Origin of the sequence: Streptomyces sp. NPDC047049 (assembly GCF_040643995.1) — a bacterium.
Taxonomy (GTDB): domain Bacteria; phylum Actinomycetota; class Actinomycetes; order Streptomycetales; family Streptomycetaceae; genus Streptomyces; species Streptomyces mooreae.
Map to the genome: position 1 here is coordinate 98,777 of NZ_JBEYVM010000016.1, position 15,139 is coordinate 113,915.

Sequence of the window (15,139 nt, forward strand, 5' to 3'; positions counted from 1 at the left end):
GTGGGGCGGTCAGTTGAGCGGGCCGCCGGCGACGTACATGACCTGGCCGGACACGAAGCCGGCCGCCTCACCGGTGAAGAAGGCGATGGCGTTGGCGATGTCCTCGGGGCGGCCGACGCGCTGCACCGGGATCTGGGTGGCGGCCGCGGCCTGGAACTCCTCGAAGCCCATGCCGACGCGCTCGGCGGTGGCGGCGGTCATGTCGGTGACGATGAAACCGGGGGCGACGGCATTGGCGGTGACGCCGAACTTGCCGAGTTCGATGGCGAGGGTCTTGGTGAATCCCTGCAGACCGGCCTTGGCCGCGGAGTAGTTGACCTGGCCGCGGTTGCCGAGCGCCGAGCTGGAGGAGAGGTTCACGATCCGGCCGAACTTGGCGTCCACCATGTGCTTCTGGCAGGCGCGGGACATCAGGAAGGCACCGCGCAGGTGCACGTTCATGACCGTGTCCCAGTCGGTCTCACTCATCTTGAACAGCAGGTTGTCGCGGAGCACACCGGCGTTGTTGACGAGGACCGTCGGGGCGCCGAGCTCGGACGCGACACGGGCGACCGCCGCGTCGACCTGCTCGGCGTCGGAGACGTCACAGCCGACCGCGATGGCCTTGCCGCCGGCCTTGGTGATCGTCTCGACGGTGTCCTTGCACGCCGCCTCGTCGAGGTCCAGTACGGCGACCGCGCGCCCCTCGGCGGCCAGGCGGACGGCGGTGGCCGCGCCGATACCGCGGGCCGCGCCCGTCACGATGGCAACGCGCTGCTCGGTGGTGGACATGCGGGTTCTCCTCACCCTCGAAACCTCGACAAGCGGTCCGCCCCACCGATCCCGTGGGTGAGCAACCGCTTAGTACCCTGAGCAGGGCTGACGCTAGAAGCCCGGCAACCCGCTGTCAACGCCCCACCACCGCGCCGTTGCACACCTCACCTGCAAGGCAGGCCGGAGCCTGGCGCGATCACGTCACCCGACCGCGCCACGCGAAAGGGCGCCCGGTTCCGCACCGGAGACGGAACCGGGCGCCCTGACCGGCGGACCCGCAAGACCTCAGCGCACCCTCAGCGCACCAACAGCTCCATCAGCCGCTCGACCTCGGCAGCGGGATCTGCGGTCAGGCCGGTATGCACCGGGCCCGGCTGGACGATGGTGCTGCGCGGCGCCATCAGCCAGCGGAAACGGCGTCCCGCGTCGTCCCCCGCCGCCTGTCCGGCCCGCTCGCCGCCCCGGCAGATGCCCTCGACGGCACCGAGCGCGGCCCGCACCCCGGCCACGTCGGTCGTGGGGTCCAGGGCCAGCAGCCGGGCCTCGTCCAGATGGGTCCTGGCCTCGACGAAGCGCCGGGCGTGGCAGTACACGACCACACCGGCATTGATCATCTCGCCACGCTCGACCCTGGGTACGACCTTCAGCAGCGCGTACTCGAAGACATCGCGCCCGTTGTGCAGACCGGTCACTTCACTGCCCTCCGTACCAGCCGTGCGGCCAGCCATTCCGGTGCCTGCGAGGGCTTGTCCTCGGTGGGCTCCCCGAGGGTGATCCGTTCGCTGATCGTCCCGGCGCGGGCCAGCAGCGTGCTCACATATGCCTGGCGCAACGCGTCCGGGGAATCGAAGCCGGGCTCGCCGCCCAGCCATTCGTCCGGCACCTCGGCCGCGATCCCGGTCAGCAGCTCCTCGGTGATCAGCGGAACGAACTCCTCGGCAGCCGCCGCGATATCCGGCCCGAAGGTGGCCAGCACATGGTCGGAAGCGTTGTACGGCCGGGCCGAAGCCTTGTGCGCACTCGGCCAGTTGTGGTGCCAGATCATCGCCGCGCCATGGTCGATCAGCCACAGTTCGCCGTGCCAGACCAGCAGATTGGGATTGCGCCAGGACCGGTCGACGTTGTTGATCAGGGCGTCGAACCACACCACCCGGCCCGCCTCGCGCGCACTCACCTCGAAGGCGAGCGGATCGAAGCCCAGCGCCCCGGGGAGGAAGTCCATCCCCAGGTTGAGCCCCCCGCTGGCCTTCAGCAGCTCCTGGACCTCCTGGTCCGGCTCCCCCAGCCCGATGACGGGATCGAGCTGCATCCGCACCAGCTCCGGCACCCGCAGCCCGAGCCGCCGGCCCAGCTCTCCGCAGATCACCTCGGCAACGAGCGTCTTCCGCCCCTGCCCGGCACCGGTGAACTTCATCACGTAGGTACCGAGGTCGTCGGCCTCGACGATCCCCGGAAGCGATCCGCCTTCACGCAACGGCGTGACATAGCGGGTCGCCATGACTTCGGTCAGCATTTTGCCAGGCTATAGGACTGCAGGAGTGCTCGGCCTTTCCATTCGCACCGCCCCCTATGACGCACACGCCCGGAGCCGGCCACGCTCAGCTTTGGGGAGATTCTGGAGAGTTTGCTCCACGGTGACGTCGGGCCCCTGGGCCCGGTGACTGCAGCCGAGTTGCTGCTTGTGATGAGCGATCAGAGTTCAGCTCCTGCCGTGGCAGGATCAGGCGGCATGAGGACAGAACAGGCGGATCGGCCCGTCGCCCTGGTCAGCGGGTCCACGTCGGGGATCGGGGAGGCCGTCGCGCGGCGGCTGGCCAGGGACGGGATGCGGGTCGTCGTGCACTCGCGGCGGAGTGCGGAGGCCGGTCAGGCTCTGGCGGCGGAGCTCGGCGGTGCGTACGTGCAGGCCGACCTGGCGGTGGAGGAGGAGGCCCGCGGGCTGGTCGAGGCGGCGCTCGGCCGGTACGGGCGGCTGGACGTGCTGGTGAACAACGCGGGCATCAGCTGGCCGATCCCGCACGACGACCTGGCCGCGGCGACGCCGGCAGACTGGCGGCAGCTGCTGGAAGTCAATTTGATCGCGCCATGGGTGCTGTGCACGGCGGCACTTCCGGCGCTGCGTACCTCCCCTGCGGGCGGCAGCATAGTGAACATCACCAGCCACGCGGGGGTGCGCCCCAAGGGCTCGTCGGTGCCGTACGCGGCGAGCAAGGCCGCGCTCAATCACGTGACGCGGCTGCTCGCGGCCGCGCTCGGGCCCGAAGTGCGGGTCAACGCGGTGGCTCCGGGGCTGGTGGACACGCCGATGACGAAGGACTGGGCGCACGCGCACGAACTGTGGCGGGACCGCGCGCCCATGCGGCGTCCGGCACAGCCCGCCGACGTGGCCGACCTGGTGGCCTCGGTGATCGACAGCACCTATCTCACCGGCGAGGTCATCGTGATGGATGGCGGGCTGAATCTGACCTGAGGGCCCTGACTGGCTTTACGCATACCAGTTCCCCAGGGGTTGTTCCCGTCCCCAGTGGTTGTTCCCGTCCCCGCGAACGCACTGCGGCCCCGACTCCGGCGTCCGGATCGGGGCCGTGCGGTGTGAGGCGTCAGTTGTCCGTGCCGTCGCCGGGGACCGCGTCGGCGGGGGTGGTGTGCCAGTTGGTGACGATGGGCCTGTCGACCGTGACGGAGCCGGTGGAGACGCTCGCCGGGTTCGGGTCGGAGGTGCCGATGGCGGCGATGAGGAACGTGAACTCGACGCCGTCATTGTTGTTGGTGGTCTTGGGGTTGACCCCGGCGTAGGCGGTCTTGGAGCCGCTGAGCGTGATCGCCGGGCCGACCGCCTGCTCGGCGGGTTGCGCCTCGATGCCCTTGGAGCCGAAGGAGACCGAGGGCAGCCCGCTGGGGATCGTGCAGGTGATGCCGGGCTTGGCGCGGGCGGACAGCAGGATGTAGCCGCCCGCCTGAGTCTCGGAGCGCGCCGAGAACTTCAGATCGTTGGCCCCGCAGGACTGCCCGTAGCCCTTCTTGTCACCGGACGGGCCCGGCTTGGAGCCCGACGAGGACGAACCGTCCTTCGACGACGTGCCCCCGTTCGAAGAAGAACCGGCCTTCTTGCCGCTGCCCGAGCCCTCCTGGGACGCACCGCTCGACGATTCCGCGGTGGCCTTGGCGGATGCCGCGGCGTCGCCGGCCGAGGCCGACCCGCTACCGCCGTCCTTGCCGCAGGCGGTGACGGTCACCGCGAGCGCTACACCGGCAGCCGCGGTGAGCGCGACACGTCGTATGCGGGCGGTGCAGGTGCGGTTCACAGGTACTCCTCGTTGCGTTCAGGGAGAGAGGGGCCGGGCTGAAGCCCCGTCAGCCCCTCGTCGGTGTCCCTATTCTCACTCACGCCACTGCCGGCCCTACGCACGGGTAACACCCGAATCGGCGGGCCGGTCCGCGGTGTTGGCTCCAACGGGGACACGACGGCCGACCGGACTTCTGAAAGCGATCACATGACGGGCGAATTCGATCCTGACGCTCAAAAAGAGAGCGAGTCAGGCATGTTTTCGGACGTCCACGGCCGAACCGCCCCCAAGGGGCGCTCGCATGGCTAGCATCAAGGCCCGAACTCGCTTGCGCGGCAAGAGGATGACCTGTGCTGGACACCACTGCACTGCTCGACCAGATCGTGCCGGCCGCCGAAGCCGCGGCCGCCGCCTACGGCGTGAGCGTGCTGACCAGAACCCGGGATGCGGCCGCCGACGCGACCGTACAGCTGGGGCAGCGCCTCATCCACAGGCTCCTGAACCATGACGCCGACACGGCCCCCGACCCCGCCCCCGTGCGCACCGCGGTCGTACGCCTCGCGGAGGCGGGCGCCGACCCGGACATGCTCGCCCTGCACCGCGCGGAGCTGAGGATCGCGCTGCGCACGGCACTCACGGAGGCACCGGACCTCGCCGCGGAACTCTCGGCTCTGCTCCCCGCCACTCCGCCTCCCCGCGTCGTCCACGCCGAGGGCGAGCGCTCCGTTGCCGTGGGCGGGGATAACTCGGGGCGTATCTCCACCGGCGACGGCGCGGGGGGCGCCCCCCTAGGGTGAGTGACCGGCCCGGTGCGCGAGCGGACGGCGCGCGCTCCGTCGCCGTGGCAGGGGACAACCATGCGAACATCTTCACAGGGGACGGCGTAACGGTCGTCTCCGGGTCGGGCCGTCGCCCGGTCACGCCGGCCGAGAACCTGCACGCCCTCAGGCAGAGGGTCCTCACCGACCTGGGGCAGGACCAGGTTCAGCAGCAGTTGCGGAGCGGGCATCCGCTGCCCGTGCACTGCCGAGCGGCACCCGAGGAGCTGACCGGCCGGAGGAACGGCGCCCGGGAGACCTCGGCGGCGCTGGCGGACGCTTCCCCGCTGGATCTGGCGGGTCCGCTGAGGCACCTCGCGGCTGTCTACAAGGAGGAAAGGCGCCGCCGACTGCTGGTGGTGGGCCGGGCCGGTTCGGGGAAGACCATCCTGGTCCGGCGCTTCGCGCAGGCCTGGCTGGAGGACGCCGACTGGACCGACAAGGCACCAGTGCCGGTGATCTTCAGTCCTGGATCATGGGACCCCACCGCCGTGTCCCTGCGGGACTGGCTGATCGACCGCCTGGAGCGGGATCACCCCTTCCTGGCCAGGCGGGTTCCCCATGGACGGACATGGTCCACGCAACTGATCGTCATGGGCCACGTGCTGGCGATCCTCGACGGGTTCGACGAGATGGCGGAGGACCATTACCAACCCGCGCTGCGGCAACTCGAGGCCTGCAAACTGCCGCTGCTGCTGACGAGCCGTCACGAAGCGCTCGGCGGCATCAAGCCGGGCGAAGGGCTCTTTCCGGGGATCGAACTGACGGACCTCACCTTCGACGACTGCTCCGCCCGCCTCGACGCCTCGGCCGGATGGGCGCCCGTCCTGGACCGGTTGAGCAGCCACACCGGCGGACCGGCAGCGGCCCGGCTCGCCTCCGTACTGGCCACTCCCCTGATGCTCACCATGGCCGAGGCCTTCCACGCCTCCGGCGGCGATCCTCAATGCTTGCTGAAACTCGCGGAGTCCAGCTCCCAGGACGCGCTGGAGAGGCGCCTCCTGGACTCCTTCGTCCCCAGGACGTACGACTCCCTCCTCAACCTGTCCGTCCCGAAGCGCCGACGGTGGAGCGCCGAACGCGCAGGCCACTGGCTCGGCTATCTCGCCACGCACCTGATGAAACAGAAGACGGACGCGCAGCAGCCCGACACCCACATCGGCGCGCAGGACATCGAGTGGTGGCAGCTGGGCACGACCATGAGCCTGCCCGCCCGCATGGCCGTCTCCGGGGTCCTGTGCGGGCTCGTGTCGGGGACCGCGGTGGCACTCGCCTTTGCCCTCACGGGCAATCCCCCGGCGACGCTCCTGGCCATGTTTCCGAACATGCCGGCAATCGGGCTGGCCTTCGGGCTCGTGCACGGATTCGCGTCGAGACTCAAGGTCGGCGGGGCATTCAAGCCGTCCCGCATGCAGATCCGGGTCCGCGGCGAGTCGAGGAAGGTGAGGTCGAGGAGAGTACGGGAGAGCTTCCTCCCCAGAGTCGGTGTCGGGCTGGCCGGCGGACTGATTTTCGGGATCGTCCTGGGTGGCGGATTCGCGGTCCACGCGATGCTCCTGTCCTGTCCCTGGACCGTGGCCGCCCTGCTCTTCGGGAACTGGCTCGTGGCCGGGCCCCTGCTCGGACTGGCGGCCGGGGTCCTCGTCGCGCTGGTGGCGTGGCTCGAGACGGACGCCAAGCCGGAGGAATCAGTCAGCGCGACGGACCTTTTGCGCACCAACCGCACCATCGTGCTCGTCCAAGTGGGCGTGGTGGGGCTGGTCCTCGGGCTCGGATACGGAGCCGTTGTCACGCATTTCAACGGCTTCGCCCTCGGCCTCCCCTCCGGGATCGGCGCCGGACTCGCGGCCGCGGTCGGGGTCGGCACGCTGACCGCGTGGGGCCGGTGGGTGGTCCTGGTCCGCCTCTGGCTGCCCCTGTCAGGACGCCTCCCCTGGCGGGTGAACGCCTTCCTGGACGACGCCCGCGCCCGAGGCGTACTGCGCCAGGCCGGCGCGGTCTACCAGTTCCGCCACGCCCGGCTGCGGGACCGTCTCGCCGAGGCCCACCGGCGACACGAACAGCCGAAGGAAGGCGGGAGCCGGTGAGCGCCGGGCACGGCACCGCCCGCGGCGGCACGCGGACGTACGGCACGCGGACGTACGGCATCGGAGCGGCGGCCCTGGGAGCCGCCGGAGCGATGACGGCCGCACTGGGCGTCGCGGCGACCTGGGGCACCGCGCCCGCCTCCGCGCAACCGGCGTCGATCGAGCTGAGCTACACCTGTGCGTTCACAGGCATCGGCACCGTGCCGGTGACGATGAGGGTCAGCACGGACCTCCCGGGTTCGCTCGAAGCCGGCGACTCCAGCCCGAGAGCCGCCGTGAACGGCGTGGCGACGGTGGACGCGAGCTTCACCGGGCTGGCTCCGCTCGTCGGCGCCAGAACCCTGGAGGGCTCCGTGGACGGGACCGCCGGCGTGTCCGCGCCGCAGGGCGACAGGCGCCTGTCCGTGCCCATGACGATCCCCCGGACCTCCATCCCGGCCTCCGGCGCGTTCGACATGTCCGCCAAGGGCACCGCGCCCGCCGTCACTTTCACCCGGCCGGGCAACGCGAAGGTCACCGTCGGCGACCTCGGCCTGCACCTCGCCCCGAGGGACGCGCACGGCAACCTCACGCAGGTGGGCACGATGAACGCGGCCTGCACGGTGAACCCCGGACAGAACACGGTCCTGCACTCGCTCGTCGTCACGAAGGCGGTGAAGCCGACGGGGACGGTGACGGGACCGGGGCCGGGGCGAGAGACGGGGCCGGGGCCCGGGCCGGGGAGAGGGACGGGGCCGGGGAGAGGGACGGGGACAGGGCCAGGGCCGGGGAGAGGGACGGGGGCCGACGGGAGCGGTTCCGGGACCTCCGGCGGATCCGCCGCGGGCACGCGGGCGGGAGCGGGGACCGCCCGTTCGACATCGCATACGACCACCACACCGAGTCCGTCACCCAGCACGACCGGGTCCGTGCCGCCCCGTTCCCCGTCCCCCTCGCCGGGAGCACCGACAGCCGACACGCCAAGGAACGACCCCACGAGCACGCCGGACGGCAAACACGCTGCCCCGGACCCCAAGCACCTGGTCGCACTGGCGTTGGGCGTCCTTGTGACAGGCACCGCCGCAGCGCTGGTCGGCCTCGGCGCACGCCGGAGAAAACGCCGAGCGGAGGACTGAGAGGGCGCGGCGCCGCGGAAGGGGATACGGGCCCGGGCGGAGCCGGCCGCCCCTCAGCTCACCTCCGCTCGCGGGCAGAGCGCTGTCCGGCGGTCGGCTTGGCCCTGGCCCGGCGGACGGCATGGCGACGACTGGCGGTAGCGACATCCGGCGCTGCCCCTCCGTGGATCAGCCTGCGGACAGTTGCTCGCGCAACACCGTGCCCAGGGTGAGGGGTTCGCGGCCGAGCAGGGAGGCCAGGTCGGGTCGACGGTGGCGAACTCGCCGGCCCGGCCGGCGGCGAAGATGCCGAGCAACTGGTCCGCCACCTCGCTGGGGACGCCTTGGCTCACCAGCTGCTCCCGGAACTGGTCGTCGGGGACGGTGGTTCGCGTCATGGTGCGGCCCGCGAGTTCGGTGGCGAGGGCGGCGATGTCGTCGAAGGAGAGCGACTGTCCCCCCGTGAGCGGCGGCGTAGGGCCGTCGAAGCGGCCTTCGTCGGCCAGGATGGCGGCGGTTGCGTCGGCGAGGTCGGCGTGCGCGGTCCAGGCGACCGGCCCGTCCTCGGGGAGCGCGAACCGGCCGGACTCCACCGCGTTGCCGAGGAAGTGCAGCGCGCTGGTGGTGTAGAAGCCGTTGCGCAGCGAGGTGAAGGGCACACCACAGGCGCGCAGTGCCTCCTCCGTGGCGGCATGGTCGCGGCAGGCCTGGAAGTGCGACGTGGCGCTTGCCCCCATATGACTGGTGTAGAGGATGCGACGGGCGCCCGCGGCGACGGCCGCCTCGATCGCGGTGCGGTGCTGTCTGACGCATTCTTCGCCCATTGTGTCGACGGAGACGATGAGCACCTGCGAGGCACCCTCGAAGGCGTGCGCGAGGCCGGCGGCGTCGGTGAAGCTGCCCTGCCGTACCCGCTCTGCGTTCTCGCCCGGGTGAGGCGGCCGCGGCAAGGGAACGGCTGCGGTGGCCCGGCAGGACATATGTCATCCCCAGGAGATGACTCAAGGATCTACAGGACCGGCTGCCGTCGCTCGTAGGCTCACGGCATGTTCACATCTCACAAAGTCGGACGAGACGACCACTGGGAAGGCGTCGTCACCCATAAGTCCCGGGGCATGCCCGACGGCTCGAACATGTACCACTTCGTCGAAGTCCGCCTTGCGGACGGCGCATCCATGAAGGTCCGGATCGGCCGCCGGCTCTGGAAGTCGATCGAGGTCAACGATCGGATCGTCAAGCGGCCGGGCGCCGACCCGGCCAGGGAGTAGCCCTTCGGGAGCCTGGAGGCGGCACGCCGCCACTGCCGGGCGGGGCTCGCCGCGGGCCCTGGCCGGCCGGGTGCCGCCGGCGTGCGCGCGGGAAGGGGCGCCGGGCGGCGGTGGTGAGCGTGCTGCGGACCTGCCTGGCACCGCCGGCGGGGCATCCTCGCCCTCGGCACGGCCCCCACCAGCGGTGAGTCTCAGGCGCGGTGCTGCTCGAGGAAGTCGGTGATGAGCTTCTGCCATTCCTCGGGGCGTTCCACCATGGGCAGGTGGCCGGTGGGGATCTCCACGAACTGGGCGCCGGAAATGGTGTCGGCGAGGTGCCGGTGCAGGGCGGGCGGTGCCAAGTGGTCGGCGATGGTGGAGATGACCAGGGTGGGGGCGCGTAGAGCGGCGAGGTCGTCACGGACGTCGATCCGGCCGGCGAGCATCTTCACGCTGTGCGGCCGATGGCGGTGCGCAGTTCACCGAAGCGGGCGGGGCGAGTGGCCAGGGTGTGGAGGGTGATGCCGTTCCACTTCTGGCCGAGAACCTCGAACGCGGCGGCGAGATCCGCATCGGCGGTCAGCGGCGCGGGGGTGGTGCGGGCTGCCATCGGTTCTCGGTCCTTGTCCTCACTGGTGGTGCGGTGGCGTCACTGGGGTGCGGTGGTGTCCGGGTAGGCGTCAGATGCTTGACCCCCTACTCGTCCCGCGCTCACCCGCACCGCACGCCGCCGGGCAGGCATACCCGTGCTCACACCCACGCCCCCACCCATGGAGCCGGCCGCCCTGAGCGTCGGGGAGAACCTGGGGAGTCCCGACCGGCCGGCAATTCCTCCTGCCACCGCCACCGGGGCGGGTAAGGATCCGGCCATCCCTGGCACGACGGCGGGCCCGTTTCGGCCGGGTCGAGGCGAGCGCAGTCGTGCCCTCCGTCGCGTTTCAGACACTTCCCACTTTCCGGAGTTCCCCGGAATTTGCCGTCTTCGACCTACTTCATATCGCCATCTCTCAATTCCTCAGGGTACGTTCTTCGATTCACCGCGGTTCATCGTGATTTCACCCGCCCAAAATGGCCGGCGTCCTGGCCCAGCGTGCCGCGGCGGGCCCGGCGACGCGCCGTCCGGGCCGGCCCAGACGCCCGCGCCCGCGACCGGCGGTGTCAGGGGTGAAAGTTCTGTTTGCCCTTGACAGATTCCTGCAAGATTCCCAGTGTTGACCCTCGGCATTCGATTAGCGTCTGCGGCGACCGAGGTACGCGAAGACGACCGGCGTACGCGAAATTCCTGAAGCTCAATTCATCTATACAGAATTCAACCAAGGGTCTGAAGGGGCCATCGCATATTCGGCGCGGTCACGCGCCGGAGGGCAAGGCCGTGCGCACAGGCACGGACGGGGGAGGGAGCCATGAAAGCGAGCAAGGCCGGTGTGTCCGATGCGCCGGAGGCCGGATTATCCCGGTTGGCCGATTTCAACGAGGTGGACCCGGGAGTACTCCGCTCCGGTTCCGGGCTGAAGAAGTGGCGGCAGGTGGCCGCGGGTGTCCTGCCCGCCGGACTGGCCGAGATGGACTTCCCGGTGGCGGAGCCGATACGGGAAGGGCTGCGGCGTTTTCTTGCCGAGGGGATGCTCGGCTATCCGTATTGGCCGGACGGCAGTCCCCTGCGGGAGGCCTTCGCCGAGCGTATGGCGAAGCGTTACGGCTGGCGTCCGCGGCCCGAAGCGGTCAGGGAGTTCGCGACCGTCACGCAGGGCGTCCACCTCGCGCTCCACCTGGGCACCGAGCCCGGTGACGCGGTGGCCGTGCACACTCCCCTCTACGGGCCGTTCCGCGACGGCCTCGCCCGGATGGGGCGGCGGCTGGTCCCGATTCCCCTGCGCGAGAGTCTCCAAGGCTGGGGCTGGGACCCCGACATGCTCGTGCGGGCCGTGGTGGAGAGCGGTTGCCGTGCCCTGGTGCTGGTCAACCCGCACAACCCCACGGGCCGGGTCTTCCGCCGGTCCGAGCTGACGGAACTGGCCGAACTCGCCGAGCGTCACGATCTGCTCGTCATCTCCGATGAGATCCACGCCGATCTGACCCACGCCCCGCACCGCCACATCCCGTTCGCCTCCCTGGGGCCCGAGATCGAGCGCCGCACGGTCACGCTCACCTCCGCGACCAAGGCCTTCAACCTCGCCGGGGCCCGCTGTGCGGTGGGCCACCTGGGCCCGGCCCGGCTGCGCGCGGCGGTGGACGAACAGCCCGTCGAGTTGTACGGCGCCCTCAACGCCCTGGGCGTCCATGCCTCGTTGCTGGCCTGGACGGAGGGAGACGCCTGGCTGACGGCCGTACGGCAGCATCTGGCCGTCGTCCGCGACCGGCTCGCCGCCACACTGGCCGGCCGGCTGCCCCAGATCGGCCACCATCCGCCCGAGGGCTCCTACCTCGCCTGGCTCGACTGCCGTGCGCTGGGGTGGGGCGAGGACCCGGCGGCCCGTTTCCGCGCGCGCGGTGACATCGACCTCAGCCCCGGGCCCGGTTTCGGTCCGGGCGGCGACGGCTTCGTACGCCTCAACTTCGCCACGTCCGGGCCCGTGCTCGATCAGCTTCTCGAGCGCCTGGTGCGCTGCGCGGAAGCCGACGCAGGGACCGTTCCGCCCTTACCCGCCCTGCCGCGCCTGCCCGCTGCCGCGCACCTACCCACTCGTGCGCACTTACCGGCTGCCCCGCACTTACCCGGCGGTCCTCGCGGGAGCGTCGTATCCGGCGCCGTGTCCGAGGAGCTCGCATGCTGATCACGGTGGGCGAGTTGCTGCACGGCCCGGTGGGCGAACGCACCACGGACGCGGCCGTACTGGTCAGGGACGGGAAGATCGCCGCGGCCGGTCCGCGCCCAGCCGTCGAGGCCCAGGCCCCGCCGGACGTGGCACGGCAGGACTTCCCCGGCGCGACGCTGCTGCCGGGCATGATCGACGGCCATGTGCACCTGAGCTTCGACGCCGGCCCCGAACCGTTCACGGCACTGCTGGAGAGCGACGGGCCGACGCTCCTGGACGCCATGGCCGAGCGGGCCGGGCAACTGCTGGGCTGCGGTGTGACCACGGTCCGGGACCTCGGGGACCGTGGGGCCGCCGCGGTGCGGCTGCGTGAGGCCATCACCGTGGGCCGGGTACGCGGCCCACGGATTCTCGCCGCGGGTTCCCCGCTGACCCCGCCGGGCGGCCATTGCTGGTTCCTCGGTGGCGAGGTCGCGGACGAGGCCCAACTGCGGGCGATGGTACGGCGCAACGCCGAGGCCGGAGCCGATGTGATCAAGGTGATGGCCAGCGGCGGACACATCACCGAAGGCGGCGCGGCGATGTGGGAATCCCAGTTCTCCACCGAACAGCTCTCCGTGGCCGTCGAGGAGGCGCGCCGCTACGGACTCCCGGTCGCCGCCCATGCACACGGTGCGGCCGCCATCGCCTCGGCCGTGGCCGCCGGTGTGCACACCGTCGAACACTGCCTGTGGCTGGACGGCCCCGACGGGGTTGACCGCCGCACCGAGGTCGCCGAAACCATGGCCGCACAGGGGATCGCGGTCTGCGGTTCCCTGTGCGGCTACGACTGGCGGACCAAACTGGAGCGGGACGGGGAGGCCGCCACCCGTGCCTTCTACGACCGGCTCAGCTGGCTCGACAGCCTCGGTGTGCCGCTGATCACCGGCACCGACGCGGGCATCCCGCAGGCCGCGTTCCACGACTACCTCAGCATGCTGGAGCTCTATGCCTGGCTCGGCTTCCCGGCCGAGCGCGTGATCGAGCTGGCCACCGTCGGCTCCGCGCGGGCCCTGGGCCTGTCCGGCATCACCGGGCGCATCGCACCGGGACTCGACGCCGACCTCGTGATCGTGGACGGGGATCCGCGCGCCGACCTGTCGGCCCTGCGCGCCGTACGCCTCGTCCTGGCCAGAGGCGAGCCGTACGCCTCGTCGTGACGAGGAGAGCCGCCGTCGCCTCGTCGTGACCAGAGAGGCGAACCGTACGCCGCGCGGGGCCCCGGGAGGGGCGGTCCTGACGCGGCGTCGATCCGGGACCGGAGCCCCGGAGAACCATCCACCACCCAACGGGGGACGTATGAAGAACAAGAGAGACCTGGGGCTGCTCACCGTGGCCCATGGGGTCAACGACATGTACCAGGGCGCGATCCCCGCGTTGCTGCCGTTCCTCCAGGCCGGACGTGGTTACAGCTACACCCTGATCACCGGGATCACGCTGGCCGCCACCGGACTGTCCAGCCTGATACAGCCACTGGTCGGGCTGCTGGCCGACCGTCGGCCGATGGGCTGGCTGGTGCCGGCCGGAATGGTCACCGCGGGAGTCGGGGTGGGCCTGTCCGGCCTGGGCAACGCGTATGTGTGGACGTGGATCGCGGTCGCGCTCGCCGGCATCGGGCTGGCCGCCTTCCACCCGGCGGGCGCGATGGCGGCACGCACCCTCGGCGGCGGCGACGCACGGTCGATGAGCGTCTTCGCCGTCGGCGGCAATATCGGCGTCGCCCTCGCTCCGCTCTTCGTGTCCGTGGTGATCAACGGCGGGGGTGTCTCCAGCACCTGGCTGCTCACCGTGCCCGCCGTCGTGATGGGCGCGGTCTGCCTGGTGGCCCGGCGCTCCTGGCAGGTCACCACCACAACGCCATCGCGCACAAAGGGTGTTGACGGCAAGGCGGCGCAGGCCGGCCACTCGGACAACTGGCGGGCCTTCGGCACGCTCTCCGTCATCTCGGTGTTCTGGTCGATTCCCTACGTCGTCATGGGGTCGCTCGCCGCGCTGTACGTGATCAGCCGATTCGGCGTCTCTGCGGCCACCGGCTCGGCGACCCTCACCGCGTTCACCGCGGGCGGCGTCGTCGGCACGCTGGCAGGCGGGTGGAGCGCCGAGCGCTGGGGCCGCCTGGCCGCCCTGCGCTACGGCTATCTCATCTCCGCCCTCGCCGTCGCCGGCGTGGTGCTCATGCCGCAGATCGCCGGGGTGCTCGTCTGCGCCTTCCTCTACGGCACGGTCCTGTTCGTGCCGTTCGCCGCACAGGTCACGCTGGCACAGGACTACCTGCCCACCCGCATCGGCACGGCGAGCGGACTGACGCTGGGCGTCACCCTCTCGGCGGGCGGGCTCCTGTCGCCGGTGTTCGGCATGCTCGCCGACGCCTGGGGCATCCGCGCCGTGCTCGCCACGCTGATCGGCATCCTCCTCGTGCCGGCCGCCCTGGCCTGGCGTCTGCCCGAACCCCGCACCGCCACCTCCCTGCCCACGCGCAGCTACACAGCGCCTTCTGCCTCTCCGTCATCTCGACACGAAGCACAGGAGACCCGATGACGACCACGGTGCGCGGTCTCGCCGAGGTGGCCGAGCTCGCGGGATCGGACCTGGGCCGCACGCCCTGGGTGCCGGTCCACCAGGAGCATGCGTCGGCCTTCGCCCACGCCACCCACGGGCACACACACGCCGACCACGCCGACGAGGAGGGCTCCGGCCCCCCGCTGGGCGGACCCGTCGCGGACGGGTTCCACACCCTGGGTCTGGTGGGCACGCTCGTCGACCGGCTGCTGGAGTTCCAGGAGATCCGGATGAATGTGATCTACGGCGTGAACCGGGTCCGGCTGCCGAGCCCGGTGCCGGTCGGCGCGCTGGTGCGGCTGCACGCCGAGGTCGGCACGGTGACCGAGGTCCGCGGCGGGGCCATGGAGATGCTGGTGAGCGCCACCGTCGAAGTCGAGGGCGAGCCCAAACCGGCGTGTGTCGCGGAGATCGTGTACCGGATCTACGGCTGACGCGCCGCCACCCGGCGCCTCACCGCACCCTCCCACTCCTCCTCCCCCACTCCCCCACCCCCCAC

Annotated in this window: 16 protein-coding genes; 9 read left to right on the forward strand and 7 right to left on the reverse strand. The window is 71.1% G+C overall.

Features of this window, described 5'->3' with window-relative positions:
* Window positions 1–9: 9 nt before the first annotated feature.
* The 3 genes from fabG to ABZ851_RS28085 form a co-directional block, all read right to left on the reverse strand.
* Complete coding sequence (gene fabG, locus ABZ851_RS28075) at window positions 10–771, reverse strand: 3-oxoacyl-ACP reductase FabG (RefSeq protein ID WP_088796372.1); 762 nt, start codon at window positions 769–771, stop codon at window positions 10–12.
* A 278-nt stretch (window positions 772–1,049) separates the two neighbouring features.
* Window positions 1,050–1,445: a DUF3037 domain-containing protein gene (locus ABZ851_RS28080; protein WP_361133039.1), complete on the reverse strand. Its 396-nt coding sequence runs from the start codon at window positions 1,443–1,445 to the stop codon at window positions 1,050–1,052.
* Complete coding sequence (locus ABZ851_RS28085) at window positions 1,442–2,266, reverse strand: HipA family kinase (RefSeq protein WP_361133042.1); 825 nt, start codon at window positions 2,264–2,266, stop codon at window positions 1,442–1,444. The genes ABZ851_RS28080 and ABZ851_RS28085 overlap by 4 nt, the downstream gene beginning before the upstream one ends.
* Window positions 2,267–2,482: 216 nt before the next feature.
* Between ABZ851_RS28085 and ABZ851_RS28090 the strand changes: the two genes are divergently transcribed.
* Window positions 2,483–3,223, forward strand: a complete 741-nt coding sequence (locus tag ABZ851_RS28090; protein WP_361133045.1) for an SDR family oxidoreductase — start codon at window positions 2,483–2,485, stop codon at window positions 3,221–3,223.
* 130 nt (window positions 3,224–3,353) lie between these two features.
* Here the strand turns inward: ABZ851_RS28090 and ABZ851_RS28095 are convergent, their stop codons facing one another.
* The gene (locus ABZ851_RS28095) at window positions 3,354–4,058 is read right to left on the reverse strand and encodes a DUF4232 domain-containing protein (protein WP_361133048.1); all 705 of its coding nucleotides are present in this window, start codon (window positions 4,056–4,058) and stop codon (window positions 3,354–3,356) included.
* A 332-nt stretch (window positions 4,059–4,390) separates the two neighbouring features.
* On the opposite strand from ABZ851_RS28095, the gene ABZ851_RS28100 reads away from it, so the two are divergent.
* Genes ABZ851_RS28100 through ABZ851_RS28110 form a run of 3 tightly spaced genes read left to right on the forward strand, consistent with a single transcriptional unit; the run spans window position 4,391 to window position 8,060 of the window.
* A complete protein-coding gene (locus ABZ851_RS28100) occupies window positions 4,391–4,837 on the forward strand; it encodes a hypothetical protein (protein ID WP_336054418.1) in 447 nt (148 codons plus the stop codon).
* Between the two features lie 44 nt (window positions 4,838–4,881).
* A complete protein-coding gene (locus ABZ851_RS28105; protein ID WP_361133051.1) occupies window positions 4,882–6,945 on the forward strand; it encodes an NACHT domain-containing protein in 2,064 nt (687 codons plus the stop codon).
* The gene (locus tag ABZ851_RS28110; protein WP_361133054.1) at window positions 6,942–8,060 is read left to right on the forward strand and encodes a DUF6801 domain-containing protein; all 1,119 of its coding nucleotides are present in this window, start codon (window positions 6,942–6,944) and stop codon (window positions 8,058–8,060) included. The genes ABZ851_RS28105 and ABZ851_RS28110 overlap by 4 nt, the downstream gene beginning before the upstream one ends.
* 53 nt (window positions 8,061–8,113) lie before the next feature.
* Here the strand turns inward: ABZ851_RS28110 and ABZ851_RS28115 are convergent, their stop codons facing one another.
* Window positions 8,114–8,989, reverse strand: a complete 876-nt coding sequence (locus tag ABZ851_RS28115; RefSeq protein WP_361133057.1) for an NAD(P)H-binding protein — start codon at window positions 8,987–8,989, stop codon at window positions 8,114–8,116.
* A 96-nt stretch (window positions 8,990–9,085) separates the two neighbouring features.
* Here ABZ851_RS28115 and ABZ851_RS28120 point away from each other — a divergent pair, with 96 nt between their 5' ends.
* A complete protein-coding gene (locus ABZ851_RS28120; protein ID WP_361133060.1) occupies window positions 9,086–9,307 on the forward strand; it encodes a hypothetical protein in 222 nt (73 codons plus the stop codon).
* Window positions 9,308–9,498: 191 nt separating this feature from the next.
* Here the strand turns inward: ABZ851_RS28120 and ABZ851_RS28125 are convergent, their stop codons facing one another.
* Both ABZ851_RS28125 and ABZ851_RS28130 read right to left on the reverse strand, forming a co-directional pair.
* Window positions 9,499–9,738, reverse strand: a complete 240-nt coding sequence (locus tag ABZ851_RS28125) for a hypothetical protein (protein WP_361133063.1) — start codon at window positions 9,736–9,738, stop codon at window positions 9,499–9,501.
* The gene (locus ABZ851_RS28130) at window positions 9,735–9,896 is read right to left on the reverse strand and encodes a hypothetical protein (RefSeq protein WP_361133066.1); all 162 of its coding nucleotides are present in this window, start codon (window positions 9,894–9,896) and stop codon (window positions 9,735–9,737) included. Before ABZ851_RS28130 ends, ABZ851_RS28125 begins: the two co-directional genes overlap by 4 nt.
* Window positions 9,897–10,689: 793 nt before the next feature.
* Between ABZ851_RS28130 and ABZ851_RS28135 the strand changes: the two genes are divergently transcribed.
* The 4 genes from ABZ851_RS28135 to ABZ851_RS28150 all read left to right on the forward strand — a co-directional run bounded on the left by ABZ851_RS28135 (window position 10,690) and on the right by ABZ851_RS28150 (window position 15,074).
* Complete coding sequence (locus ABZ851_RS28135) at window positions 10,690–12,060, forward strand: aminotransferase class I/II-fold pyridoxal phosphate-dependent enzyme (RefSeq protein ID WP_361133069.1); 1,371 nt, start codon at window positions 10,690–10,692, stop codon at window positions 12,058–12,060.
* Window positions 12,054–13,241: an amidohydrolase family protein gene (locus ABZ851_RS28140; RefSeq protein ID WP_361133072.1), complete on the forward strand. Its 1,188-nt coding sequence runs from the start codon at window positions 12,054–12,056 to the stop codon at window positions 13,239–13,241. The genes ABZ851_RS28135 and ABZ851_RS28140 overlap by 7 nt, the downstream gene beginning before the upstream one ends.
* A 139-nt stretch (window positions 13,242–13,380) precedes the next feature.
* Window positions 13,381–14,619 (forward strand): MFS transporter, encoded by a 1,239-nt coding sequence (locus ABZ851_RS28145; protein WP_361133075.1) that lies wholly within the window; start codon window positions 13,381–13,383, stop codon window positions 14,617–14,619.
* Window positions 14,616–15,074 (forward strand): MaoC/PaaZ C-terminal domain-containing protein, encoded by a 459-nt coding sequence (locus ABZ851_RS28150; protein WP_088796419.1) that lies wholly within the window; start codon window positions 14,616–14,618, stop codon window positions 15,072–15,074. Before ABZ851_RS28145 ends, ABZ851_RS28150 begins: the two co-directional genes overlap by 4 nt.
* Window positions 15,075–15,139: the final 65 nt, after the last annotated feature.

Excerpts from the sequence above, each read along its gene's own strand:
- fabG (WP_088796372.1), bottom strand. The coding sequence starts at position 771 with ATGTCCACCACCGAGCAGCGCGTTGCCATCGTGACGGGCGCGGCCCGC.
- ABZ851_RS28085 (WP_361133042.1), bottom strand. The coding sequence starts at position 2,266 with ATGCTGACCGAAGTCATGGCGACCCGCTATGTCACGCCGTTGCGTGAA.
- ABZ851_RS28090 (WP_361133045.1), top strand. The coding sequence starts at position 2,483 with ATGAGGACAGAACAGGCGGATCGGCCCGTCGCCCTGGTCAGCGGGTCC.
- ABZ851_RS28120 (WP_361133060.1), top strand. The coding sequence starts at position 9,086 with ATGTTCACATCTCACAAAGTCGGACGAGACGACCACTGGGAAGGCGTC.
- ABZ851_RS28130 (WP_361133066.1), bottom strand. The coding sequence starts at position 9,896 with ATGGCAGCCCGCACCACCCCCGCGCCGCTGACCGCCGATGCGGATCTC.
- ABZ851_RS28135 (WP_361133069.1), top strand. The coding sequence starts at position 10,690 with ATGAAAGCGAGCAAGGCCGGTGTGTCCGATGCGCCGGAGGCCGGATTA.
- ABZ851_RS28140 (WP_361133072.1), top strand. The coding sequence starts at position 12,054 with ATGCTGATCACGGTGGGCGAGTTGCTGCACGGCCCGGTGGGCGAACGC.
- ABZ851_RS28145 (WP_361133075.1), top strand. The coding sequence starts at position 13,381 with ATGAAGAACAAGAGAGACCTGGGGCTGCTCACCGTGGCCCATGGGGTC.
- ABZ851_RS28150 (WP_088796419.1), top strand. The coding sequence starts at position 14,616 with ATGACGACCACGGTGCGCGGTCTCGCCGAGGTGGCCGAGCTCGCGGGA.